A 20,391-nucleotide genomic window follows, 5' to 3' on the forward strand; every position below is an offset into this window, starting at 1 on the left:
CACCACCTCAGACATTGTCCTATGACGTCGTCAGACCCTATTCTGAACCGTATCGAACTTGGCCTAACTTCAGCAAACTTCATTTGTCGGCGTCACGAAGCGGATCCGCCACCGCGTCACGAGTGAGGGGAATCGAGGGGTGCACGATGAGCAGTCAGCAGATCCGCCCCAGGCATCGGACGATCCTCGTACTCGACGTCGAAGGATCGACGCAGCGCACCGACACCGCGAAAGCCCACCTGCGCCGGGCCATGTACGGGATGCTGGATGCGTCGCTGCGGTCTGGCGGAATCGCTCCGGAACACCACGACCCACCCGCCGACCGCGGCGATGGCGCGCTGGTCCTGATCCATCCGGTCGACGAGGCGCCGAAAACAAGTTTGCTGAACCGAGTGGTGCCCACTCTCAGCTCACTTCTGGCCGATCAGGACCCTGAGCACGGCTTCCGCCTCCGCGTCGCGCTGCACGCGGGCGAAGTCAACTACGACCGGCAGGGCTGCTTCGGGGAAGCGCTGGACATCACCTTCCGGCTCATCGATGCCCCTGAGGTCAAACGCAGGCTGCGCGCGATCGAAGGACCGCTCGTCCTGGTCGTCTCGGACGATCTTTACAACTCGGTGATCCGCCACGATTACGAAGGCATCGACCAGCGCACGTTCGAGCCTCTCGTCCGCGTACGGGTCGCGGGCACCCGTCATCGCGGCTGGATACATGTCCCGGCGGAAGGCTGGAAAAGCCCGGTCCCCAAGCCGCGCGTCAGCCCCCTCGACGGCTCCGGCATGGAACAACTCTCCACGACCTGAATCACAACGGCTCCTCCGACCACTCGTGCAACCGCACCTTCGGATCGGTCCAGTCCGGCGCGACGGGCCTGCCGTTCACCACGGACACACGACTGAGGATACTGATGCTTCTCCGCCCCGCGAAGCGCCTTTCGATGTACGCCTGGTTCCGCCTGCTGAACAACGGGTCGGTCAGCGCGCGGACCGCGCCCAGCGTGCCGCGTCCGTACATGCCGTTGCAGATGGTGACGGTGAGCGCGGAATTGAACGGGCTCGGCCCGTGATAGAAATGCGCGACGTCGTCGACGAGAATCGTCTTTCCGTTGGCCTCCTGCAAATGTGGCACGAAATTCTTTTTTTCACCTCCCTCGTTGATCTCGAAATGTCCTGACTCCGAATGTTCCGGGCGCACTTCCTGCCGCAACGGCAGCCGCAGGCGCCGCAGCAGGTCGCGGGTGAGGACGTTCCAGTCCACGCCGCCCAGCGAGATCAGGTGGATGGCCGGGTAGTCGGCGCTGCCGAGCTCGGAGGCGAGCCGGTACCGGACGTCGGCGCCGGGGTTGAGCGCGCGGACGTGACCGTAGAGCTCCAGCAGCGCGTCGGGGTCCGCGTAGGTGTAGAGCCGCACGTAGTCGGGGTCGTCGACGTTGGCGTACGGGAAGTCCTTGAGCATGTCGTCCGGCAGCTGCGAGCAGACGATGGTGATCGGCTTGCCGTCGTCGAAGCGCAGCAGGTTGCCGCTGTCGGCCGCGGCCTCGACGGGCTCGGTGGTGGCCGCCGTGCGCAGGCCGGTCAGCTCGGCGAGCAGATCGCCGCGCGCCGCGCGTTCCTCGTCGGTCAGCTGGCGGACGTCGAGCAGCTGGTACGGCTCGCCGGCGACCGAGCGCTCGGTGGCGAAGAAGGTCGCGTACGCCTCCAGCCGATGCACCGGCGGCGGCTTGGGCGTGGTGCTGCTCTCCCAGGAGGAGATCGAGGCGACACTCACCGAACGGCGGGCCGAGAGCGCCTCGGCCAGCTGACCTTGGGTGATGACGCACCGGGGCCACTTCTGCTCCCGCAGCTCCTTGAGCCGCCGGGCGAGCAGGAGCCTCGGTTCCTCATACGCCTGCACGGCACCAGGCCTTCCAGTTGACTTCAGTTTAGCTTGCTGAAGATCGGGGTATACAGACTGAATCGGCTCGATCGGACGGCATGAGGGCCTGGTCGACGGCATTGTCCGGGCCACCTTCAGCATCCACTCTGAAGCCTAGCGAATTTCGTAGAGTTTCAGCAAATTTCAGCTTTAACCGGCGGTCGAGGGGAATCGAGGGTCGCCATGAACCGTCACCAGATCTTGCCGAGGCACCGCACGATTCTCGTGCTCGACGTCGAGGGCTCCACCACGCGCACCGACATGGCCAAGGCCAGGCTGCGCGCGTCCATGTACGCGATCCTGGAGGACGCGCTGCGGTCGAGCGGGATAGCCGCCGAGCATCACGACCCGCCCGCCGACCGCGGCGACGGCGCGCTCATCCTGATCCACCCGGTCGACGAGGCCCCGAAGACGCTGCTGCTGAACCGCGTGATCCCGCGGCTGGCCGAGCAGCTCGCCGTCCAGGACCCCGAGCACAGTTTCCGCCTCCGCGTGGTCCTGCACGCCGGCGAAGTCAACTACGACTCCCAGGGCGTCTTCGGCGAGGCGCTCGACATCGCCTTCCGGCTGCTCGACGCCCCCGAGGTGAAACGCAAGCTCCGCACCATCGAGTCGCCGCTGATCCTGGTCGTCTCGAACGACATCTACCACTCGGTGATCCGTCACGGCTACGAAGGCATCGACCACGAGTCGTTCGAGCCCACCGTCAAGGTGCGGGTGGCGGGCGCCCGTCACCGGGGCTGGCTCCACATCCCCGAGCCGAGAAGGGCTCGTGAGCGTTTGGGGCGGTTAGAACCGCCCGCAACGCTCACGACCAACCGCGGGTAGGCCTGCGGATTACCAGCTGGCGCACGACCCGACCCCCAAAGACGTTTCGTGCGGTCAGCCGGCAAGCCCGGCCTTCTTCCACCCAGTTCGATGTGGTGAACTTCAGTTCCACATCACGAAACTGAGGCTAGTGTAGCCACATCCGGCCCACGCCGTTTTGCCTCGCCGTTTACCCGAACGGAGCAATGGGGCGAAAAACCGGCGACCTTAGGATCGATGACGTCGCGCCGCCGGTCGGCGAGACCGGAGGGGGGGAAGCGGGAATGGGCACGCCGAGTTCGCGAGCCGGCCGCACCGGCCTCGCCAAGACCACGCTGGACCAGCTGTTCCGCGACAGCTCCCGCGAAACCCGGCGGGAACTGCACGCCACCGAAGTCGCGACCGCCATGGCCGAACTCGGCGAGCCGGTCACCGACACCTACCTGAGGATGCTGCGGTACGGCCGGCGGCCGTTCAACCCGTCAGACGGCAAGCGCCGGGCGCTGGCCACGATTCTGGACGGCCACCCGGAACAGCTTCCGGCAGGCGATGCGGGCCGCGCGGCGCTCAATGAGTTGTGGCAGGCCAAACTCGTCACCGAGCTGAAGGAACCCAGCACCCGCGAAGTGACTGAATGGCTGCAGCGCCACCACGGCGTGACGATCACCCCTCGATACCTCCAGCAACTGCGCGACGGGGTCGCGAACAACCCGTCCGCGGCGATCGTCGGCGCGCTGGCCGCCTATTTCGGCGTGCCCATGGATCACCTGCTGGCACAGCCGGAAAGCGGCGAAGACCCCGTCACCCGTGAGGAAAGCGAAGAGGACGAGGTCCGCCTGATGTCGATGCGGTTGTTCGGTGTCTCACCGCAGGGCAGGGCCTTCATCACCTCGGTGATCGAAGATGTCCGGCGTAGCGAAAAACTCGATCCCCCGGCGGAAACCGGCGAGTGAGCCTGCCGCTCAGAGCTGCTCCTCGCGGAAGATGTCGAGGTCGACGAATCGGGGCGGCTCGGTGCACAGTTCGACGAACCGCTCGTGAATCCCGTTGGTGGACGGCAACTCGGAATTGCGCACGGCGTCGTCGTGCGAGCGGAATTCCAGTATCTCCACGAAATGGTGCGGGTCATGGTGATCGCGTCCCACCCGCGTCCGGACCGCGGTCCGCTCGCCGCCGCTGTCGGCGATCCACTGGGTGAGCAGCGCGTCCACCGCCTCCGGCTGGGTCGTCCGGTAGTCGATGAGCTGGACAAAGGTCACTTGTTCTCTCCCGTCATCGCGTAACCGCGAGCCAGTGCGTCGTCGTACGCGTCGGCGACCTGAAGCAGGAACCCGACTTCCTGCTCGAAATCGTCCCCGCCGACCCCGGCGATGTTCTCCGGCTGGGCGGCGGGCGGATCACCCTCGTCATGATGGCGCAGCGCGGCGGCCAGCCAGCACGCGGTCACGGACGCGTCCGCCAGCTCGGCAGGCACGGCTCGCCGCTCGACATCGGCGTGCGCCGCTTCGAGGTCTTCGGCGTCGACATAGCTGCGCAGCACGACGATCGCGTCCCGGATCTCGACGACCCTGCGGTACAGCGGCAGCCGGGCCGGGATCGAGGGCAGTATCCGCGCCATCGGCGCCCGCGCCAGCCGGACGTGCGGCGCGGCCTCGGTCAGCGTCCGCCACAACGGCCCCAGCCGCCGGTACGCGGCGTTGTGCCGGACACGCTGCTGGATGTCGGGAATCAACGGCAGCGCCGCGCCGATCGCGATGCCGAACGCGGCGACCCCGTCGATTTCGGAGAACCACGCGATCCACCGCGGGCCGTGCGTGACCAGCCAGACCAGATTGAGCAGCCACGGCAGCGCGTTCGCGAGCCAGCCGAGCGCCAACGCGAGCAGCGCCCACCGCATGGCCCAATGATCCATCCGCCGCGCGCCGAGCAGGCACACCACCGCGCAAGCCGTCAGCGCCACCACACTGAAGCCGCTGACCAGGAAGAAGTACCCCAGCGGAAGACCGGTATGGCCCGGACGCGGGTTTCGCGGATCGACGGCCACATAGATCCACACGACAACACCCGCGGTGACGGCCGCGGCCAGGTAAGGCCAGTGCCGGTGACGACGGTGGCCATTGGCGATCAGCACGAACCGCAGCACGGCGGCCGCGCTCACCACCGTCACCAGATGCGTGCCCAGATACGTCGCGTACCGGCCGAAGAGCTCGGCGAGCGCGGTCTGGACGACCTCCATGTAGAGGGTGGTGACCACCGTGATCAGCATGACCGACACCCACAGCGGCCGCTGCCCGCGATCGCGGATCGCCTGCGGGAAGCGGACGAGGACGACCAGCCACATGCAGAAAACGCCGATTGTCTCGACAGAAAGAGTCATCTCGCGCAGAAACCCGCTATCTCGTCCGATGGAATCCGAGCGCCTGTTCGAGCCGCCCCCACAACCCGGTCAACGGCGAAGACACCGGCAAGCGCCCCGCTCGCTCCAGCAGGAGCGTGGCGACCATCTCCGCCTCCTGCTCCTGCCGCGAGCTGTAGCGGATCCGGGGCAGCACCTGACGGATCCAGACCGGGTCGCCCGCGTCCAGATGGCGGTAGAGGTACTGGTTGTCCTCCAGCCCGACTTCGTCGTGCTCGCAGAGCATGTGGCCGATCTCGTGCAGGATGATGTGCAGCCGGTGCAGGCCCGAGGTCTGTTCGTCGTAGTAGATGTAGTCACCGCGCTTGGTCGCCAGCCACATCCCGGTCGGGCAATCGGGCGGCGTCGGCCGCGGCAGCGGCTTGAGGCGGATGGTGCTGCCCCGCCGCTCGGCGATCTGGTCGCACAGCGCCTGCGCGGTGAACGGGCGCGGCAGCTCGATGTCGCGGATGACCTTGTCGCAGTACCGGCGCAATCCGGTCACCCTCAGCAGCCTCCACGTCCGGTGGTCGATCGACAACCGACAGTTTAGGGCCGGGCACGCGAGCCTGTCGATCATCCAGCGAGATCAGTCGCGTACGCCTCGAACGACGTGGCGCTTGCACCGGCACCCAGGCCGCCGCTCCGAGGCGAGCAGAGGAGCGATGACGTCGAGGCGATACGGCCGTTACCCGAAAAGAAGATCATCAATACTTTGCGAGACCCGAGCCGACGTTGGCGGCGCAACCCACTCGACACTTTCCGGGCGAGTGCGAGTTCGATGAAATTCTTCGACCACCGCGTAGACAGTCTCAATGGGCACTTCACTGTGCGGCGGCTGATTATAGTCGACATCGGTCGCTGTAAAATAGTCGACATAGTCGTCATTAATACCAACACTTGGAACGTACATCACCTGGTCGGTGGCCCAGACCAGTGAGCCGCGCTCTCCGCGAACCCCGGCGAGCAACTGGTGCTCGCGATCCTGCGAGCTCGTCAATATATAGACCGTTCCACCATGCTCAGGATGACTTCCCAGCGACGCGTTCGCATCGCGCAGATAGTCGATCAAGCAGGAGACGTCGGAGATCGTGTCGACGACGAAACCATCATCCTTTGGCTCCAAGTCCGGGTGAGTCATCGTTGCCTCTTCGCTGGATAGGTTCGCTTGAAAGGATTTCCCGATTCGTCTGTGCCATAAACTGTAACAGACATACCGGCTTCTGCGAGTATGCGCTCCAGCGCCGCACCACAACCGGGCCGGTTGACATTTATCCGGCACGGCCTGTTGTTGACGACAATGTCGATATGCGATGGTCGGCTATCCCGCCGGAGAACGGCGAGCACGAGCTTCATTTCGACGTGCATCGCCAGAAAGTTCGCGTTTCCTTTTTCAAAACCCGCCGCCTCCAGCTGCTCCTTGGCCTCAGGATAACCGATCCCAGTTCCCGAGGTGATGGGGACAGTTTTTCCAACCAGGTAGCCGGTCGTCTTTCGTCCCTGCGGGAAGTTGCCGGTCTTGAGATCTTTTCGCGCCGGAAGCTTGCTGACATAGTCGGCGACTTCCACTGGATACCAATAGTCTCCCTGACCGAGAACGCGCCCGTCTTCCAGGCACCAGTCGTTGCGCTCGTCATCGTGGTCATCGCCGCCGGGGCGCGGCCCGCGCGCGATCGATGCCTGTTCGCCTCCGCCAGGCTTGGCCATCGGGTCGTTCCCCCTGCCCGCCGACGTGGCCCTCGCGGGGTTCAGATCGGTGGCGGCCAACTGGGGATCGGCGACGCCCACCCAGGCATTGGCGCGCACGCGAGCCTCTTCGGCAAGGACAGCGGCCGTTTCAAGGTCGTCGACGGCCGCGCGCAGCAACTTCAGCGCGCTGCGCACGTCTTCCTGGGTGGATTTGCCCACGGTCACGTCCAGGCGCTTCGCCACCCGACCGCAACTGCCCGTCCAGGCCCGCACTGGCGGCAGAGCGTCAAGCGCGGCACGAACCTGAGCGATGACGTCGGCGAGCGGCGACGTCATCGCTACAAACGCCTCGAGTAGGCCCGCAGGAGACGAGTGGCCTCCTGAATCTTCCGCGCGGCCATGTCGACTTGGTCAGCCACGCCTTCGACTGCGACGATCGCCGCGCGCGCGTCTTCCTGCACGCTGTTCGGCCAAGCTCTGGTGAGGCACCCGATCGCCGTCCGCGCATCGCCCACTCCGGCACCAATGGCGAGCTCGTCCAGCTCGTCACATGCCTTTGACACGCTGTCACGAAGCTCGCCACTATTCACCTGACCCCCTTTTGAGTCAGATGATCTTGCCAAACCAGCCGCGGTATCGACAGGACCATTCGGGGCGAACTGATGTCAATGCGGCTTCTGATGATCACGGAAACCGCATTACCGCTGGTCAGAACTGGTGGACGTCGTTGAGGCGCTTGCACACCTCGCGCGCCCAACCCAGCGCCTCCTCAAAATCGCAAGCACCTGGCCAGACAGTCTGTCGAGTCCCGTGCCCAGCAGCGCTGATCTCCGAACGGCCCGCCAACTGCGACCGGCCGAGGTAGACGAACTGGTCGAGGCCTACCAACAAGGCTCGAACGTTCGTCAACTTGCCGCTCGGTTTGGCGTCCACCGAGCAACCGTTGGCAAGCACCTGGAAGCCCGAGGCGTGGATACTCGCCGACTCCTGCTCAAGCCAGCTGACATCCAAGAGGCAAGCGAGCTGTACCGAGCGGGCGAGGCTCTTGAAAGCTTGGCTGAGCGCTACCGCGTCAGCGACACTACGGTCCGTGCACACTTGTTACGCAACGGCGTCAAGATGAGACCACGTGGGCGGCGCTCATGATCACATCACCGTCCAGGCGCGATGCGATCATGACATCGTGTCGCCAAGCCTCAACCACCGCCAAGCTACGTAATCTCTTCAGATGCCGAGCACTCTGACCGGGCTCCTGCTCTTCGTCACGCTTCTGCTGCCTGGGTTCGCCTACCTCGTCGGCCGGGAGCGGGTGGGGACATCTCGTCGAGCGTCGCCACTTCGTGAAACCGTCTCGATTGTCGCGGCAAGCGTGTCGGCCGAACTGGCTGTGATTGTTGGCCTCTGGCCACTCTGGCATCTCAGCATCGACGTAGACGCCATGGTGCGAGGCCCTGCCGCCTACACCCGAGATCACTACGTCAAGCTGACCTTGTGGGCATTGAGCATGCTGTTGCTAGCAACGGCGCTCGCCTTCGCCGCAGCGACTCAAGGCATCCGGAAGTGGTTTCAGGACCGCACTTCTTCCCAACATGCGCCCGCACGATGGCTGGGCCGCATCGCGTCAGGCAACTACCCGCATGACTCCATCGTCTCAGGATGGTGGGTGCTGTTTGAGAAATGGAGCCTCACCAGCGACATACAGGTCGGGTGCAACCTTGAAGACGGCTCGTACTTTCAAGGAGTACTGGGATCACATAGTTCGATGGCAGACGAAACACCAGATCGTGACCTGATTCTCAAAGCGCCCATTGTCTACCGGCCAGCTGGCTCCAAAGAAGCTCAGCCCTACCCATGTAGCGCAGTATGCGTCTCTGCCAGCCGGATCATGGCCTTGTTTGTCACCTACTCAGATCCTATCCCTCTTTCTGAGGTGGCGGCGGGGGCGGAGGAGGCGGCAGGCGCTGCGGAGGAGGGGTCGGCTTCTGCCCCCTCCTCTCAATCTTAGGCGCACGACCAGGATTTACTGGCCCCTCACTGGCGTTCATCAGCACCTCATTCCGTTCACTTCCCACGGACAAACCCAGATCACAAGGTCTTCAGAAAAGCTCTCACCTCAAGCATATCAATCTTCTCGTAGTCCTTCGGATGCACGACAACGATCAGCTCTTTACATACCTCATCCTGCCTTGACCGAGCCACAAAAGACAAGATGATCATCTTTAGTAGACTCTCGCGGTCCAGGCAGTTGATTCGCGCCAACTCCGACCCAATGATGGGAATCACTACCGCCTTACGCTGTCCGTAAAGTTTTGCCGCCTCCCAGACGGAGTTTAATGCCTCCCACAGATAATCGACTGTGGACTTTACGATGAGGTGATTATGCATGTATGTGTACGCGACACAAAAATACCGCTGAGTTGAGGACCCAAGAGTTGCGACCGTTCCCATCGGATAGCGCCGAAGCTTACCTCGCTTGTCAGCAGACAGCTCTTCAGCAACCAGGTCAACCCCTTTAAGGGCTGCCTCAAGATCACGATCTAGCCGATCACGGTCATCGCCATACACGCGATGCAGAAACTGGCCCTGAACACTCACAGGACTAATAATCTCTCCATCAGTGGTGTCCGTGTCGAATGCATCACTGAAACCAATGACCAGGTGACCTTTCTGGTCAAATAGATCTCCGACCATAACTCGAACATTGATGTCAGGCAAATCAAAGTTACGACCAAACGCATGCCGTGGCCATGCGCGAAAAGTGGAGCTCGCCAAGATGGCGCACACAATGAGAACAACGATAACAGGCTGATTAATCTCATTCTTAGGCCACAAAGCGGCATAGAGTTGCACGAGGCCACCAAGAAGACCGAAGACCGCCAGGCCTGTGCCGAGAAAAATTCTTAGGCCACGCCCCGTGCCAAGCATCAGCTTGAAGCCGCGAAGTATCATACTAAACCCAGACTCCTATAGGTCGAATCTGGGTAACTCAAGCCGTGATTCATGACAGATCGCTTGTTAGCATGGTACCAATCGGGATAATGATCCAGGGCATGCTTAATAATCTTTTGCTGAAATGATATATGAACAGTGTTGACTCCGTCCTCCACAGACGAAGGACAACGAGTCGGGTCATACTCGCGCTTGTCGTTAAGGTTTGCGACGATGATTGGAATATCAAGCCTACGAGCCAACTTGATCTCAAAAGGGACAAATAATCTCAGAAATCGCGTATTCTCTCCAACGAGCAGCAGCATGACCTTGGAATTTTGCATTCTAGCCCTCAAAGATGCCTTTATCGACTCCGGAAGGCTTGTGTCTCGTGCATTTTTTAGGTCGTGGGCATTATGAAACTCGAAGTCTATATTGACGTTGGCTCGCCACATCTTGAGCGTCTTGTAGTAAAGCATGTCTTTGTCGCCATCAAAGGCGATATACAACTTGTTTCGATATGCCATCCCGGACGCCCCTGCCTAATAGCTGCCAATAATTTACCGCGACACTGCGCCGATCGACCAGACTACACACAACCTGACACACCCAACGCGCCCCGTTGAACAAATCTATTACTCAACCGAGTGATCAAGATAGTCAACGTGTCGGTTAATTACCTCCATGCAGGCAATAGGGCCTCTAGTTTCCCGCGATCGATGTCACGACGACAGGCACTCCGATGACCGCCCCATAGAGAAGAATCGAATTGAGAATCGCAATGAAGATCGCCGTAATGCGCTTACCGGGCGTGTTCGACCACGAAGCAGCCACGGAGACAGCCAGGAACGCAGCGCACAGAATAGCCGGAAACCATGTGCCGCGAAAGAAGTCAAAAACATGCTGCATGATTTTCCATACACCATAGATCACTATGGCCATGCCACTGAAGTTGGAGAATGACTGCGTAGTAACAAAGTCACTTACGTTCTTTGCACCCTCAGGCTTAGCGTCACCGAAATTTCCAGTGATTTTCTTGTCTCCGGCGACCGTCGTGCCGAACACTTGGGCGGCGATCTGTTTTAGGTCGGGCATGGCGAACCTCGGATCACGCTTGGGGCTGATGCGCGTTGTGTTTACGCATCAGTCAATCGATGCATGATCAGTCGCGTGACGAGATAGCACTGCTACAGCATGTTACGAATCGTTACTCGTTGGCGGTCGAACCGCGATCCGACTCAGCGTCGTTGCACGCGGCCATCCTGCCGAGCCTCGCAGGCCTGGCTGAGCACTTGGCTACGTAAGCCAGGTTCAGCCCGTAAGGCCGAGGTTTCCCCACGTCGCAGCAAAGGCCCTAACGGTGACGCGGATGGTCAACTCAACATGTTTTGAATCTGCGTCTGGCTTCAGCAGGCGATCAGTCTCGACGTTGACCCGGGTAATCAGCTTGTCGTCATCCAGCAAGCAGTGCAATGGCTGCTCGTCTGGTGACGGGCTCCAGGAGGTAGGTACCTCCGAACCGTCGGCTGGTCGCCGCAGGGCGTCGAAGAGCGTCTTCAGCTGGTTATCGATGTCGCCGAAGTGAGAGACGATCGCACCAGGTGCTTCCGGCCGTAGCACCAAGATGTCGAGTTCTGCGTACAGCTCCTGGTTGGGGTGAACGAGAGCCGCGAAATCCGCACCAGCAACTTCCGTCAGAAATACACCTGCCTCAGGATCGTCTGAAGCGCGGTCGATCCACGGCTCACTCCCGGCAAGCGCCGGATGAGTACGCCACAACTCCTGTAGTTGAGGGTGGAGCTTGCGGCGAATTTCGTGCTTGACCTTTTTGTCACTGCTGCTGGGGAGCCGACCGGCGTAGGTAAGCGTGAATTTCACCGTGGTTACGCCGCTTCCTGTTCAATCCGCTCAAAGATCTCCATGTCCGTCTGCTGCTGCCAGTCCGGCAGGTCGTCCCAGTCAGCCACGTAGGCGGGCTTCGGCTCAGGGATGTGCTTGTAGATCTGGCCAATCCAGCACAGTGAGACGAAGCGGCCCTTCTGTTCGCGAGTCAGCTTCGTAGCCGCGCCAGCTGTCGTCTGGATGAAGGCTGCCACCTGCTCGTAGACCGCAGTCGCACTCTGGCGCTCCCAGTCGGGAGTCTCGTCCCATGGCGCGATGTAGCCGGGCTTCGGCTCGCCGGGGAAGTGCTTCGTGACGCCCGCAATCCAGGCTTCGCGGAAAATGCGGCCGTGCTCTTCGGACAACGAGGGCTCCTTACATCAAGCGGGGACGGCCTTGAGCCGGGCGATCTCCTGCTCAAGGTGGCGGACGTGGCTATCGGCCCGGAAGGGAGCCAGCTGCGGCCGGAGTACGGCCAGCTTGCGACCGACGTACCCAGCCGAGCCAGTTTGCCTCGCCACGTCGAGCGCGGCATTGCCGTAGGTGACGAGCTGGTGTGTGTCACGCCGCTGCACGCCAATCATGGCGAGATCCGTGAGGACGCTGCCTCGACGCCGTGGCGAAAGGTCCTGGTAGAGGGCGTCAGTCAAGGTGGCTTCGGCGAGATCCGGGCGGCCGAGCTCGACATAGCAAGTGCCGCGCTCCTCAGCCAGGCGTGAGCCGTCAAAGCGGAGCCAGCCGCTCGTGTGAACCGGGCCGTTGAGGCTCGTGACCTCTTCAGCCGTAGCCAGCGCCTCTTCGCAAGCGGCCAGGTCGCCGAGGCCGGCGTGAGTCTCGGCCTGGACGGCGGCCACCCAGTGGCGGGTGGACAGCTCCGGGTTCCCGCGGCGAGCGATGGATGCGGCCCCTTCAAGCAGCGGAGCGGCCTGGTCGAACTGGCGCTCGTATACCCCGATGAAAGCGTGCCGAGTCATGGCGCAGGCCCACAGGTCGAAGGCAGCAGCCTCCTTACTCGCGCTCGCCGCCAAGGCGTAGCACTGTGCCGCGTCTGTGTACTGGTCGCCGTCGAAGAAGATCTCGCCGCACAGCTGGAACAAGTTCGCAGACGCCGTGCAGAGCTGCTGCCGTACCGCTGAACTCTGCCGCTGCTGGAGGGCCGTCGTCAGGACGCCGAGCTGCTTGCGCACGACCGGCAGCGCCAGCTGCTTGGACTTGGACCGGGAGAACACCTGCCACAGCTGAGCGTTCAGCCGGTCGTACTCGGCGGCCGCGGTCAGATCGAGACGGCCCGTTGTCGCGGCGTGCTCGAGGCGTTCGAGATCGACCTGCTCGTCGAAGGCCGGGACCGCCATGAGTGCACCAGTCATGGAAAGGAGACGTAGGAGCTCGCGGCGATTCACATCGTCCACCGATCGTGCAGGTTCAGCGGCAGCTGTCGTCGGGCCGGACAGCCTGGCACCTTGAGTCGGACGGGGTAACCCGGGAACGGCGAACCACAGCAGCCGCGCAGGGATTCGGAGAACACGCGCCCACTGTATGAGCTTCGCGAGATCTTGGGGTGGTGCGCCAGTTTCGATGCGGCTCAGCTGCGTTTGGTTGAGGCCCACCCAGCCCGCCACAACGCTTTGGGCCAGCGGCCGCCCATGCCACGGATTCCGTCGATACGCATGGATGATCCGGCCCATGTGCCGACTAGCGAAGCCGTCTCGCAGCTCGTCGGTCTCCCAGAAGCTAGGCGGCACCTCGGGGGCGTCGACCAGCGTGTTTCGGGCTCGGCGACCGCATGGCCCGCACAGCGTGGCCGGGTTGTCCTGGGCCAAACGCGCGCCACAACGGCAGTAGCGGGCAGCGGGGCGAGCACTCATACGGCGTGGCCTCGGTCGGGGTGCGAATTCTTGCAACCGGTATGACAACGGTCACTCTATGCGCTCTCTGGCCTACTTTCTATGCGCCGGATGCATACACGTAAGCCACGTCTCGTCATGATCGCCGCGCGGCCAGCGGACCAGGGTAAACACCGGCACCCCCGGTGGCCGGTTGACACCTTTCCGCCTCCGAAGACCACGGTCCGGCATCCCGCTGACCTGTCGCCGTCCGTGGTCACTCGTCCCGGCCGCTTGGGTGTGCCGTTCATGGTCCGACGAGTAGGAAGGCTCCCCGAGGTAATGACCGCACGAACCCTTCAACCGGTGCCGCGAGCGGTACCGGTCACGTGGCAACGCTGCCGCAATGCCCTTGCGCCGACGGCATACCCGCGCGTGCCAGAACCGGCCCAGCTGTACGCGCTGGCCATCTTCTACTTGGTGCTGCACGCGCCGGACCTGACCGCACGGGCCGCCGAAGTAAGCATCTGCTGTGGCGCTTGCGGCGCGACCTGGCCCTGCGAGCCGGTGCGGCTGGCCTTTCGCCTCCGGGAGGGCTTCTAACGATGGAGACCGTCTTTTCCGAACTGCAAACTCTGGCCGAGAAGCTCCTTACCCGGCCGTGCGCGGACACGCCCGCTGGCAAGCCTCAGACGATGTACGGCTATATCCGCACTGAGCGGCGCTCTCCGGACTACCGCGATGCCTGTGCGGATCTACTCAACTGGTGGAGCGCAAGCGAAGGTTGGCAGCTGGGCACGGTCTTCTGTGACCGCGGCGTCGGGTCGCACGTGCTCATCCGGCCGGGCTTTACCGGCCTGCTTGATGTGCTCAGGCTGCCGGGTGCCGCCGGCGTCGTCGTGGTGTCGGGCTCCCACCTGTCGGAGTGCGCCGTCATCTCGGGGCGGCTGACCTCGACGGTGCGCCGAACGGGCAGCACCATCCGGATCCTGGCCGACGAGCTGGCCGAGGTGACGGTATGACCTGCACGCTGGTGCCGCTCGACCCGCTCCTGACCGACCCGATCCGGCTGCAAGTCGTGAGCCTGCTTGAGGTTGAGCAGTGGTGCTGGCTGGGATACCTCCGCTACGCCACGGGCCTGCGTGAAGAGCGGCTCGCCCGGCATCTGCGCATCCTGCGCGAGGCCAAGTACGTCGCCTCGGCCAAGGGCGCCGACAGTAAAGGGTGGGTCAGGCTGACGCCCTTCGGGGAAGAGCGGCTCGGCAACCACCTAACGGCAATGAGCAAGCTTCTGGCCACCAGCCGCGAGCTCATGACGGAACTCCACATCGAAGAACCTGACTGGTTTGAGGCGGTGAGGAAGCGGTGAGCCGCCAGACCGGCGAGCTCGTCGTTGCTCTTGAAGTCGTTGGTCGCGGACTGCCGCGCGTCTGCACGGAGCTGCTCGCCGCCACTATGCCAGTGGACCGGCAGCACGAGTTCGCTGGTCTTCTGGCGGACCTGGGCGACCTGCTCCACGCCCACGCCGACGACCAAGCCGCGGGCGTCCTTCCCGGGCCTTTAGTCTGTGAACCAGAGCCCGAGTCGCCTGATGAGCTGCACACAGCTGACTCAACCGCTCCTGACCTGCCGCAATGAGCGCCTTCTGGCTGGCCTGGCTCATCTTAGTGATGGCCGGGCCAGTCGTTGGTGTCTTCTCCTGGCTTATCTACGACAACGCACGGGAGCGACGACAAGCCCGAGAGGCTGTCGCTTACGGGCGTCACGTCGTCCACGACGAAGTTCGTGTTGACGACCTTGTCGAAGAAGCCGAGCGAGAAGGCGGAGCCGTGCGGCTAGCCTGGCCAGAAGCCGATCTTGACGTCGTAGCGGAAGACGGCGAGTGGCCGACGGCGGTGCTAGCGAGGATTGAGGTGGCTGAGCCGGTTACGGAAGGGAGTTCGGTGGCTGAGTTGCCCGCGTCGGAGCGGCAAGTGTGGCGCCGAGTCCACGGCCCTATAAGCGGCCATCCAGAGAGCCCTTAATGACTCATGGCATTTGTAAAGCGCTACAGGTGCCTGGATCTTCATACGCGCGGACCGCGACGTAGTTTTCTTATGCTATCGTGAAAGTAAGGCTGACCGCTCTCGACCCCTCGCGCTAATCGCTCGCAGTAACATTCCAGCGTCAGTTTGCTCAATGGTCCACTTAATCTGAGTTTTGTGATACCTCCACCGCATCCAGGGCAGAGTCAACTGCAGTCGCAGTGATTCTTTCATCTCGCGCTCAGCATCACTAATCCGCCCCTGCTGGTACAACTCTACAGCGATGAACGCTCGCGCTTTCCAGGCTATGTCACTTTTAGCAATCCATGCGCCACTATTGAGCAAATTTAGAGCCAATCTGTCCTGAAGGAGCGAATGCCTAAACTGGTAGTGGCTTCCATTTCGCCGCAGAACACCACGGCAATGAGCGTCTTTAAGCAGCCTATCTTCGAATTTCGACAAAAGGCATCGAAGGTCCAATTTCCTGCGACGCAGAAATATGAACTTGCTTAAGTATGCAAGCAGCATTGCAACTATCCCGATGAGCGCCAGTTGTCCTGCGTACTGTATCGGCGTCAGCGTTTCAAACGAATGGAATGAATTAGCGACCGTCATCTTCTTTCCGTAGATAGTCGTCGCTGCCGACCAGCAAAGAAACAAGAACAGAATCACTAGACTTCTAACCAGTTCGCGGTGCTTCTTTTGTAAGACTTTATCTGATATGTCTTCCTTGAAATCTCTCCTACGCTGCCCAAGAAGGGACACTGCCCGAAAAGAAAGGTATCGTTCAACTTGAACTCCTCTTACTGCCATATAGCGACCATGTCGCCCTGGAGTCGTAGGCTGCTCGTACCGCGCCCGGACAAAGTTGTCAAGTAGGTGATCGGAAAGTGAGGCAAGGTCCGGGAAGTCAAGTAACTCTTTAGGGTGCGCATCCGTCTCGCTATAGATAGCACGAGCCAATGAAACCATGAGTGGCGTAGCGAATAGCCGACGAAGGGCAATGCAGCCGGGGCTATCCGGGCTCGACTTCAGTCGCGCAAGCACGGGATCCCACTTCGTTGCCACCTTGCCTTCGTTGAACGACGGGCGAGCAGGCGATGTGCGCGGCAGGTACTCGATCACATCTTCAAGTTCTAAATCACGCACCAAGAAGGCGGAGGTGAAGCTAGTAGTGACTTTTCCTTTCGATGCGACATGGCGATACTCATCCACGCGACTCGAAATTATGAAGCTAGAATCAGGGTCGCGCGAAGCATATATCGACCTTAAGACAGCTTCGAGGCGATCTTCGCCCGCTTCGTCAAGTCCATCGAAAAGGGGGAGTATGTGTCGGCCATATGCAAGCTGGTCAGCCAGTGCTGCAGCTAACCGCTTTTTTAATCTGGGGTCGCGGTGACTTGCAACAATCTCCTTTGCCATCCAGTCGCGCAAGTCGATCTCGTTCGGCTCCCATGAGCCGATATTGAATATCACTGGAACGCGATCCGTCGGCGAATTCTTGCGAAGGAGTGAGAGTGCAAGCTCTCGCAATAGTACACTTTTTCCTGAACCTGGCTTGCCTAGTACAATAAGACACTTAGTGGGCACTCTCTCGAAGATCGATGAGATATCATTGTCGATCATTCCGGGCAAGTTAACCGGATCCATGGGAGCCTGAACCCGTTGACTTTCTCCGCGCTGGTCACCGTACGTATGCGTGCAGTCATCCAGACGGATAGGCAGCGGAAAGGGGTCGCCCACGCGTTGCGTTCTCTTTTCTTCAAGCAGCTGTCGTTCAACCGACTCGGCGAGGTCCGCTTTTGCGCGCAGAAGTCTCGAATCAATGTGGCGAGCAGGCAACTCAGGCTGCCATGAGAGTGATGCCTTCCGTTTTTCAAACTCGTAAGAGTGGCCCGCCTGGCCGCTTGATGGCGAGGTAGCTTCACGCGGACGCGAGAGCCTCTCGTGTCTCTCTACAATTTCGAGTAACCGTTTAAGAATAGCATCAGATTCTAGATGGCAAACAATGGCGCGTTCGAGCGCCTCGAAAATCCTATTACTCCAAAGCGGCCCTTTTACACTGCTCTGCGACCTTCCAAGAAGAACGCCGACTTTGTCTTGCTGTATTTTCGCATTCGACGGACCTTTCCAGCTCTTACTTCGCTCGTCGTACTCAATTCTCTGACCACGTTGATCGATAACCTCAAGCAGCCCAGGATCGTCGATATATCCGAGAAGATAGGCAGCAGCAACTACATAAGTAGCCGCCGCATCGTCCTCGTTGCCACGTGCGGCAACCTGAGCCTCGGCGGCTACGTCGGGCACCACGGCGTCCAGGAGATCCACTTCGCAGGAGGTAGTAACAGACTGCAAGTTAAGCTTGTTGACAACTGTCCGAATCACGCGCTCGCGGCCAACGTCGACGAGCAGCTTCCTTGACGCTTTCGCCTCAACGTCCGAGCTGTCCGCCTCAACCATCCCGTCCACCCTCCCTTATCTGGACCGGCAGCCAGCAAGCATACTCCGCGTCCAAGGATAAGCGATGCCTGAAGGAGCTTGAAACAATCATCCGCACGTCTCGTGCAATTTACTATTGCAAACATGGGCTATTTATGCTATAGAATATACGGGGTCAGCCTCAATCTGAAATGAGGCTGTCAATGACGCACGACTATATCCGTATTCGCATGGTTGAGTCGTTTGAAGCTTTTGCGCACAAGACACCGACGTCGGCACTCGTCAGATTGTCGAAGAACGAACTCGCCCTCGGCAACTTCATCGTCGCATGGCTTCGCGACGGCGACGGCGTGGAAGCCTGCTGCGGCGACTTCACGACGTACCTCATCGGCGTGGTGGCGATCATGGACTACTGGCGTTTCGATCCCGGCTTCCTCGACTACATAGAACTGAAGCCCGGACGCGATCCTGGATCTATGGACCGCCACGACGACGATTACGTCGTAACGGAGAGGGATCCTAAAGATCTCTTTGTCTCGGACGAAGCGTCACCTTCGCAACTTCTTACTGATCGAGATTTCTTCAATGCCTGCGTCTGGAAGCACACGCAGGGCGAGCGGTCCGTACCCGTTTCTTGGAACCCGCAGTAACTCCCCATGGCTGACCCCGTCAACCCCCTGGCCCGCTCACTTCGAGCGGGCTTTTCGTGTTGGCGGCGGTCTTACCCGACCGTTGGCCGAGCTTTGTCCCAACTTAGAAGATGGCCTCTGAGCTGCATGTTTATAGCTCTTGGGGCAGAACTCGGACAGTTGGCCGCTCCAAGCCGAAAGCGGTGCTCTCCTTGTGTCATCGCCAGTTCGGCGAAGGATCGAGAACAACATCCAGGAGGTCAGATGCTCTGCTACTTGGCGCCGAGCTGGGGCGGGAGGATGCAATGAACGCCACCGTCTACTCGTACGGCGTCACTGTCCTACTCACGGCGGCGATCGTTTGGTACTTGACCTCGAGGTACTACCGCTGGCGTCTCGAACAGGCGCTAGCAGCGGCGACCTCATGCCGCGCATGCGGCCAGCGAGGCGGTTCACCCGTCTAGATCAACAAGGGGAAGTGCGGCGGGTCGGGCCAGGCGGTCCGACCCGTCATCCCCTAGGGAAGGAGGCAACTATTTCGTGAGATCAAGCTTTGGCCGCATCCTCGGCCGAGTGGCTGGCATCGTCGGCGGGCTGCTGGCCCTCGGCGTTGTCTTAAAGCTCATCATGGCCATCTTGGAGCCAGTCTTACCGGCTCCGCTCATGGGCGAGATCCAAGCCGGTTGGGACATGTTCTTCCAGCTGATTGCTCCGGCTATGCCAGCAATCATCGCCGTGGGCATCTTGTGCGCCATCGGCTGGATCATTCTCGGCGCCAGGCGCTGACTTTCTCTAAACCCGAAAGGTAGGTGTATTCATGCTGTTCTTCCTCTTTGCGCTGCCGTTCCTCGTGCTGGCTCTCGTCCTCGTGGGCGCGCAGCTGGCGGCCACTTACTGGCCCGTGGCGCTGGGCATCCTGGCGCTCTGGGTCATCTGGAAGCTCGTCCGCTAGAGCTCTTCCGCCTTCTTCTTCACATCCACTCGGAAACGAACCTGAGGTGAGCTATGCCCAAAACCAGATCGACTCAGGGCGAGAGGCTGCCTGACGCGGCCGCCTCTGGCGCGGAGGTCGTGCCGTTGTCAGGCTCCGGCCCGACTGACGCACATCTCGCCATGAACGCGCTTCTCGCGCGGGTACTCATGGAGGTTGCCCGGCGGCGTCTCGAAGACCTGCCGGGCTTGACGGAAGTCCTGCAAGACCAGGTGCTCGTGACATCCGGCGGCACGAGCAGCCAGGCCTACGGCTGGCTGGAAGCCGAAGCTTGGCAGCATGGCGGCCGTCCGGTCCATGAGCTGTTCGTCAACGCCTGTTTCAGCGACTGTGCGCCGTCCATTAGCCCGGCGGAGAACGTGCTGGTGACGCTTCTCCATGAGGCCGTTCACGCGTATGCCGCGACGAGCGGCATCAAGGACACGTCGAGGCAAGGCCGGTATCACAACCGGCGGTTCGCCGAGTTAGCCCTGGTCATTGGCCTGCACGTCGAACGCGACGCCCGAGTTGGGCATCACACGCCCCGGCTAGCGAACCGCGGCCGCGCAGACTACGGCGATCTCGTCGCCGAGCTGGGCCATGGCTTGGTACTCGAGCGGACGCCGCATCTCGACCGCCGCGAGCAAACGAACAGCCAGGTAAATGACTCGGTGAGCTCCGCTCAAGTCGACGCGGCCAGGCCGGCGGCGCCCGGCAAGTACGTCTTCGCCTCATGCCAGTGCCAGTCCGGCCGGACGCGCGTAACCATCAGGGTCGCGCGCGGCGGCTGGCGGCCGGGCGTCACCTGGTGCCGGGCCTGCGACCGGCCGTTTGTTCCGAGTCTCTGACTGTCAGCCGTCAATGCGGTCCGGCGTGACCCGCGCGAGCAGTC

Annotated in this window: 25 protein-coding genes; 11 read left to right on the forward strand and 14 right to left on the reverse strand. The window is 61.5% G+C overall.

Annotation, left to right across the window (positions count from 1 at the left end; all coding sequences use genetic code 11):
- Positions 1-146: 146 nt before the first annotated feature.
- The gene (locus tag AB5J62_RS29800; protein WP_370943274.1) at positions 147-803 is read left to right on the forward strand and encodes a hypothetical protein; all 657 of its coding nucleotides are present in this window, start codon (positions 147-149) and stop codon (positions 801-803) included.
- 1 nt (position 804) lies between these two features.
- Here AB5J62_RS29800 and AB5J62_RS29805 read toward each other — a convergent pair whose 3' ends face one another.
- Entirely contained in the window at positions 805-1,893 is a 1,089-nt protein-coding gene (locus AB5J62_RS29805) for a helix-turn-helix domain-containing protein (RefSeq protein WP_370943275.1), read from the reverse strand.
- Positions 1,894-2,097: 204 nt separating this feature from the next.
- On the opposite strand from AB5J62_RS29805, the gene AB5J62_RS29810 reads away from it, so the two are divergent.
- Both AB5J62_RS29810 and AB5J62_RS29815 read left to right on the forward strand, forming a co-directional pair.
- On the forward strand, positions 2,098-2,742 hold the full coding sequence (locus AB5J62_RS29810) for a hypothetical protein (RefSeq protein WP_370943276.1): 645 nt from the start codon (positions 2,098-2,100) through the stop codon (positions 2,740-2,742).
- A 263-nt stretch (positions 2,743-3,005) separates the two neighbouring features.
- A complete protein-coding gene (locus tag AB5J62_RS29815; RefSeq protein WP_370943277.1) occupies positions 3,006-3,674 on the forward strand; it encodes a hypothetical protein in 669 nt (222 codons plus the stop codon).
- A gap of 9 nt (positions 3,675-3,683) precedes the next feature.
- On the opposite strand, the gene AB5J62_RS29820 is transcribed toward AB5J62_RS29815, so the two are convergent.
- The 6 genes from AB5J62_RS29820 to AB5J62_RS29845 form a co-directional block, all read right to left on the reverse strand.
- Positions 3,684-3,980, reverse strand: a complete 297-nt coding sequence (locus AB5J62_RS29820; protein ID WP_370943278.1) for a hypothetical protein — start codon at positions 3,978-3,980, stop codon at positions 3,684-3,686.
- Positions 3,977-5,098 (reverse strand): MAB_1171c family putative transporter, encoded by a 1,122-nt coding sequence (locus AB5J62_RS29825; RefSeq protein ID WP_370943279.1) that lies wholly within the window; start codon positions 5,096-5,098, stop codon positions 3,977-3,979. The genes AB5J62_RS29820 and AB5J62_RS29825 overlap by 4 nt, the downstream gene beginning before the upstream one ends.
- Positions 5,099-5,114: 16 nt before the next feature.
- The gene (locus AB5J62_RS29830; protein ID WP_370943280.1) at positions 5,115-5,621 is read right to left on the reverse strand and encodes a hypothetical protein; all 507 of its coding nucleotides are present in this window, start codon (positions 5,619-5,621) and stop codon (positions 5,115-5,117) included.
- Between the two features lie 183 nt (positions 5,622-5,804).
- Positions 5,805-6,257 (reverse strand): Imm1 family immunity protein, encoded by a 453-nt coding sequence (locus tag AB5J62_RS29835; protein WP_370943281.1) that lies wholly within the window; start codon positions 6,255-6,257, stop codon positions 5,805-5,807.
- Positions 6,254-7,141, reverse strand: a complete 888-nt coding sequence (locus tag AB5J62_RS29840; RefSeq protein ID WP_370943282.1) for a DddA-like double-stranded DNA deaminase toxin — start codon at positions 7,139-7,141, stop codon at positions 6,254-6,256. The genes AB5J62_RS29835 and AB5J62_RS29840 overlap by 4 nt, the downstream gene beginning before the upstream one ends.
- A gap of 372 nt (positions 7,142-7,513) precedes the next feature.
- Positions 7,514-7,816: a hypothetical protein gene (locus AB5J62_RS29845; RefSeq protein ID WP_370943283.1), complete on the reverse strand. Its 303-nt coding sequence runs from the start codon at positions 7,814-7,816 to the stop codon at positions 7,514-7,516.
- 217 nt (positions 7,817-8,033) lie between these two features.
- Here AB5J62_RS29845 and AB5J62_RS29850 point away from each other — a divergent pair, with 217 nt between their 5' ends.
- On the forward strand, positions 8,034-8,810 hold the full coding sequence (locus AB5J62_RS29850) for a DUF6338 family protein (RefSeq protein ID WP_370943285.1): 777 nt from the start codon (positions 8,034-8,036) through the stop codon (positions 8,808-8,810).
- Positions 8,811-8,890: 80 nt separating this feature from the next.
- Here the strand turns inward: AB5J62_RS29850 and AB5J62_RS29855 are convergent, their stop codons facing one another.
- The 6 genes from AB5J62_RS29855 to AB5J62_RS29880 all read right to left on the reverse strand — a co-directional run bounded on the left by AB5J62_RS29855 (position 8,891) and on the right by AB5J62_RS29880 (position 12,966).
- A complete protein-coding gene (locus AB5J62_RS29855; protein WP_370943286.1) occupies positions 8,891-9,754 on the reverse strand; it encodes a macro domain-containing protein in 864 nt (287 codons plus the stop codon).
- Positions 9,751-10,260 carry a TIR domain-containing protein gene (locus AB5J62_RS29860; protein ID WP_370943287.1) on the reverse strand — a complete coding sequence of 170 codons (510 nt, stop codon included), beginning with the start codon at positions 10,258-10,260 and terminating at the stop codon, positions 9,751-9,753. The genes AB5J62_RS29855 and AB5J62_RS29860 overlap by 4 nt, the downstream gene beginning before the upstream one ends.
- A 175-nt stretch (positions 10,261-10,435) precedes the next feature.
- Positions 10,436-10,828 (reverse strand): hypothetical protein, encoded by a 393-nt coding sequence (locus tag AB5J62_RS29865; RefSeq protein WP_370943288.1) that lies wholly within the window; start codon positions 10,826-10,828, stop codon positions 10,436-10,438.
- Between the two features lie 216 nt (positions 10,829-11,044).
- On the reverse strand, positions 11,045-11,611 hold the full coding sequence (locus AB5J62_RS29870; RefSeq protein ID WP_370943289.1) for a hypothetical protein: 567 nt from the start codon (positions 11,609-11,611) through the stop codon (positions 11,045-11,047).
- Between the two features lie 5 nt (positions 11,612-11,616).
- Positions 11,617-11,979 (reverse strand): hypothetical protein, encoded by a 363-nt coding sequence (locus tag AB5J62_RS29875; RefSeq protein WP_370943290.1) that lies wholly within the window; start codon positions 11,977-11,979, stop codon positions 11,617-11,619.
- Positions 11,980-11,994: 15 nt separating this feature from the next.
- Complete coding sequence (locus AB5J62_RS29880; RefSeq protein WP_370943291.1) at positions 11,995-12,966, reverse strand: transcriptional regulator; 972 nt, start codon at positions 12,964-12,966, stop codon at positions 11,995-11,997.
- 906 nt (positions 12,967-13,872) lie between these two features.
- Between AB5J62_RS29880 and AB5J62_RS29885 the strand changes: the two genes are divergently transcribed.
- From AB5J62_RS29885 to AB5J62_RS29895, 3 genes are read left to right on the forward strand one after another with little or no spacing between them, the layout of a single operon-like run.
- A complete protein-coding gene (locus tag AB5J62_RS29885; RefSeq protein WP_370943292.1) occupies positions 13,873-14,040 on the forward strand; it encodes a hypothetical protein in 168 nt (55 codons plus the stop codon).
- Between the two features lie 2 nt (positions 14,041-14,042).
- Positions 14,043-14,459 carry a hypothetical protein gene (locus tag AB5J62_RS29890; protein ID WP_370943293.1) on the forward strand — a complete coding sequence of 139 codons (417 nt, stop codon included), beginning with the start codon at positions 14,043-14,045 and terminating at the stop codon, positions 14,457-14,459.
- Positions 14,456-14,806 carry a transcriptional regulator gene (locus AB5J62_RS29895; RefSeq protein ID WP_370943294.1) on the forward strand — a complete coding sequence of 117 codons (351 nt, stop codon included), beginning with the start codon at positions 14,456-14,458 and terminating at the stop codon, positions 14,804-14,806. Before AB5J62_RS29890 ends, AB5J62_RS29895 begins: the two co-directional genes overlap by 4 nt.
- 730 nt (positions 14,807-15,536) lie before the next feature.
- Here the strand turns inward: AB5J62_RS29895 and AB5J62_RS29900 are convergent.
- A complete protein-coding gene (locus AB5J62_RS29900) occupies positions 15,537-17,921 on the reverse strand; it encodes an NACHT domain-containing protein (protein ID WP_370943295.1) in 2,385 nt (794 codons plus the stop codon).
- Positions 17,922-18,103: 182 nt separating this feature from the next.
- Between AB5J62_RS29900 and AB5J62_RS29905 the strand changes: the two genes are divergently transcribed.
- The 4 genes from AB5J62_RS29905 to AB5J62_RS29920 all read left to right on the forward strand — a co-directional run bounded on the left by AB5J62_RS29905 (position 18,104) and on the right by AB5J62_RS29920 (position 20,347).
- Entirely contained in the window at positions 18,104-18,550 is a 447-nt protein-coding gene (locus AB5J62_RS29905) for a hypothetical protein (RefSeq protein ID WP_370943296.1), read from the forward strand.
- Between the two features lie 552 nt (positions 18,551-19,102).
- Positions 19,103-19,315 (forward strand): hypothetical protein, encoded by a 213-nt coding sequence (locus tag AB5J62_RS29910; RefSeq protein WP_370943297.1) that lies wholly within the window; start codon positions 19,103-19,105, stop codon positions 19,313-19,315.
- 31 nt (positions 19,316-19,346) lie between these two features.
- Positions 19,347-19,481: a hypothetical protein gene (locus AB5J62_RS29915; RefSeq protein ID WP_370943298.1), complete on the forward strand. Its 135-nt coding sequence runs from the start codon at positions 19,347-19,349 to the stop codon at positions 19,479-19,481.
- A gap of 161 nt (positions 19,482-19,642) precedes the next feature.
- Positions 19,643-20,347 carry a hypothetical protein gene (locus AB5J62_RS29920; RefSeq protein ID WP_370943299.1) on the forward strand — a complete coding sequence of 235 codons (705 nt, stop codon included), beginning with the start codon at positions 19,643-19,645 and terminating at the stop codon, positions 20,345-20,347.
- Positions 20,348-20,391: the final 44 nt, after the last annotated feature.

The organism is Amycolatopsis sp. cg5, from assembly GCF_041346955.1.
GTDB lineage: Bacteria > Actinomycetota > Actinomycetes > Mycobacteriales > Pseudonocardiaceae > Amycolatopsis.

What these genes read in the sequence shown, in the direction of transcription:
- AB5J62_RS29840 (WP_370943282.1), bottom strand. Translation starts at nt 7,141, where the DNA reads ATGACGTCGCCGCTCGCCGACGTCATCGCTCAGGTTCGTGCCGCGCTT.
- AB5J62_RS29850 (WP_370943285.1), top strand. Translation starts at nt 8,034, where the DNA reads ATGCCGAGCACTCTGACCGGGCTCCTGCTCTTCGTCACGCTTCTGCTG.
- AB5J62_RS29810 (WP_370943276.1), top strand. Translation starts at nt 2,098, where the DNA reads ATGAACCGTCACCAGATCTTGCCGAGGCACCGCACGATTCTCGTGCTC.
- AB5J62_RS29915 (WP_370943298.1), top strand. Translation starts at nt 19,347, where the DNA reads ATGCTGTTCTTCCTCTTTGCGCTGCCGTTCCTCGTGCTGGCTCTCGTC.
- AB5J62_RS29800 (WP_370943274.1), top strand. Translation starts at nt 147, where the DNA reads ATGAGCAGTCAGCAGATCCGCCCCAGGCATCGGACGATCCTCGTACTC.
- AB5J62_RS29855 (WP_370943286.1), bottom strand. Translation starts at nt 9,754, where the DNA reads ATGATACTTCGCGGCTTCAAGCTGATGCTTGGCACGGGGCGTGGCCTA.
- AB5J62_RS29900 (WP_370943295.1), bottom strand. Translation starts at nt 17,921, where the DNA reads ATGGTTGAGGCGGACAGCTCGGACGTTGAGGCGAAAGCGTCAAGGAAG.
- AB5J62_RS29920 (WP_370943299.1), top strand. Translation starts at nt 19,643, where the DNA reads ATGAACGCGCTTCTCGCGCGGGTACTCATGGAGGTTGCCCGGCGGCGT.
- AB5J62_RS29880 (WP_370943291.1), bottom strand. Translation starts at nt 12,966, where the DNA reads ATGGCGGTCCCGGCCTTCGACGAGCAGGTCGATCTCGAACGCCTCGAG.
- AB5J62_RS29825 (WP_370943279.1), bottom strand. Translation starts at nt 5,098, where the DNA reads ATGACTCTTTCTGTCGAGACAATCGGCGTTTTCTGCATGTGGCTGGTC.
- AB5J62_RS29895 (WP_370943294.1), top strand. Translation starts at nt 14,456, where the DNA reads ATGACCTGCACGCTGGTGCCGCTCGACCCGCTCCTGACCGACCCGATC.
- AB5J62_RS29865 (WP_370943288.1), bottom strand. Translation starts at nt 10,828, where the DNA reads ATGCCCGACCTAAAACAGATCGCCGCCCAAGTGTTCGGCACGACGGTC.
- AB5J62_RS29815 (WP_370943277.1), top strand. Translation starts at nt 3,006, where the DNA reads ATGGGCACGCCGAGTTCGCGAGCCGGCCGCACCGGCCTCGCCAAGACC.
- AB5J62_RS29835 (WP_370943281.1), bottom strand. Translation starts at nt 6,257, where the DNA reads ATGACTCACCCGGACTTGGAGCCAAAGGATGATGGTTTCGTCGTCGAC.
- AB5J62_RS29860 (WP_370943287.1), bottom strand. Translation starts at nt 10,260, where the DNA reads ATGGCATATCGAAACAAGTTGTATATCGCCTTTGATGGCGACAAAGAC.
- AB5J62_RS29890 (WP_370943293.1), top strand. Translation starts at nt 14,043, where the DNA reads ATGGAGACCGTCTTTTCCGAACTGCAAACTCTGGCCGAGAAGCTCCTT.
- AB5J62_RS29905 (WP_370943296.1), top strand. Translation starts at nt 18,104, where the DNA reads ATGACGCACGACTATATCCGTATTCGCATGGTTGAGTCGTTTGAAGCT.